General features: G+C 75.7%; 1 protein-coding gene. It reads left to right on the top strand.

The annotated features are described in order from the left end of the window. The coding region (locus ACJA3G_RS38080) for a glycosyltransferase 87 family protein (RefSeq protein ID WP_406557560.1) at positions 1–688 on the top strand (688 nt) is incomplete at both ends.

Genomic DNA, 688 nt, shown 5'->3' with positions numbered 1-688 from the left:
ACCTGATGGTCTACCGGGCGGAGGGCGGGGCCGTACGGGCGGGGGCGGACCTGTACGCGATGCGTGCCACGCGCGCGGGGCTGCCCACCACCTACCCGCCGTTCGCCGCGCTGCTGTTCACGCCGCTGACGCTGCTGGGCGTGCCGGAGATGCGCACACTCGCCACCGCGGCGAACCTCGCCCTCCTGGTCGCGCTCGTCCAGCTGTCGCTGCGACTGGCGGGACGGGAGCGGCCCGGCGCGGCGCTGTGGGTGGCGGCGCTCGCGGTGTGGTGCGAGCCGGTGTGGACGACCCTGCGCTACGGCCAGATCAATCTGCTGCTGGCGGTCGCCGTCCTGTGGGACCTGACCCGGCACGCCGGCCACCGGGGGGCGGGCGCGGGCATCGGGCTCGCGGCGGCGGTGAAGCTCACTCCCGCCCTGTTCGCGCTGTTCCTGCTGCTCACCGGTATCGTACGCGCGCGTGGAGCGGGCTGGAACCCGTGGCTGCGGCAGGCGGCGACGGCGCTGGCGGTGTGTGCCGGGGCGACGCTGGCCGCCGTGCTCGTGCTGCCCGCCGACTCGCGCCGCTTCTGGACGTCCACGGTGTTCCAGGCGAGCCGGGTCGGCCACGCCGAGGACACCGCCAACCAGTCCCTGCGCGGGGTACTGGCCCGGCTGCTGCACACCGCGGACCCGGGGACGGGGTG

This window comes from Streptomyces sp. YS-3 (assembly GCF_045257485.1).
Taxonomy (GTDB): Bacteria; Actinomycetota; Actinomycetes; order Streptomycetales; family Streptomycetaceae; genus Streptomyces.
The sequence above is the reverse complement of the archived record's forward strand: the minus strand, read 5'-3'. Positions and strand labels throughout refer to the sequence as shown.